The organism is Pseudomonas fuscovaginae SE-1, assembly GCF_000364705.1.
In the GTDB taxonomy this organism is placed as follows: Bacteria; Pseudomonadota; Gammaproteobacteria; order Pseudomonadales; family Pseudomonadaceae; genus Aquipseudomonas; species Aquipseudomonas fuscovaginae_A.
Genome location: NZ_AQOH01000402.1, coordinates 1 through 1184, shown reverse-complemented (window position 1 = coordinate 1184; position 1184 = coordinate 1). Strand labels below are relative to the sequence as shown.

Annotated in this window: 1 protein-coding gene and 1 pseudogene; both read left to right on the top strand. The window is 46.3% G+C overall.

Going from position 1 to position 1184, the window contains the following annotated elements:
- Positions 1-748: pseudogene (locus K675_RS0130135) on the top strand (hypothetical protein); the annotation flags it as partial.
- 2 nt (positions 749-750) lie between these two features.
- The coding region (locus K675_RS32725; RefSeq protein WP_080635436.1) for a serine O-acetyltransferase at positions 751-1184 on the top strand (434 nt) is incomplete at its 3' end.

Sequence of the window (1184 nt, the reverse complement as noted above, 5' to 3'; positions counted from 1 at the left end):
CAAACTACCCGTTGGCAGACAATTGCTATCGACACTCAAACGAGTCATCGTATTACTGCCACGAATGATATCGATTACATTGGTGTTTAACCTATTCACGAACATTTTACCTTACATTTTGTCGCGAAATCTGCCCGCACGTGAGCTTGGTCTATTTCGCGTAACAATCTCGATTATACAAGCCGCCACAAGCCTATTCCCAGTAAACGTTAGGGCAGTGTTCGTGTCTTTTATTTCCGGTGAACAACGCCATAAGCAATTCCGGATCATAAGCTCCATTGCACTTTTCTATTTTTCTCTACTGGGCCTTTTTTCGTACACACTCGCCTGGCTCGCGCCACAGTTTTCCGCATATCTGATTATGCTACCTTGCCTGCCAGTACTGTATTGGTCGGTACTCACAGAGAGGTACCTGATTGCATGCGGCCAACACAAGGCTGTTATTATTACCAATCTTGTGATCAGTGTCAGCGCAATTACGGGAATCATTTTCTTCATGCAACAGCTTCAACATGCTGAGCTATTCTATGCCCTTGGTTTCTCGGCCTATCTGCTACTTCTGCATCTGATCTGTCGACCAGGCATAGGGATTCCCACGATTCTATGGATGACAACACTATCACCTATTGCAATACTCCTGAAAGATACAGGTACAGCCTGGGGTGTGCTCTATATGTGCTCACTCCTGATCATCGCGGTCTGGCCGCTTGGGCTTCGCCCGACGGATTTACGTAGTTTGAGGTTTTGACAATGAATGCAGTAAAAATCTATCGCGTTGGCAATTGGCTCCATGAACGCCAAATTCCAGTTCTTCCCAGCATACTCCGAAATCTGATGTTCCTGTTATTCAACTCGTATATCCCTGTCTCAGCAAAAATAGGGAAAAATACCATCTTTGCCTATGGGGCAATCGGAGTGGTGCTCCATGCTAACGCACGTATCGGCAGTGGTTGCGTCATCGGTCAAGGTGTCACTATCGGTGCAGCAGAAGGTTTCGTATCCAAGGAGGTCAACAAGTGCCCGGTGATCGGAGATAATTGCTACATCGGCGCTGGAGCAAAAATAATAGGGGATATTCAAATAGGTGATAACTGCCAGATCGGCGCATCGGCTGTTGTACTGAAAAGTATTCCCAATAACTCAATTGTCGTAGGTATCCCTGCACGGATTATTGGAGAAACCAC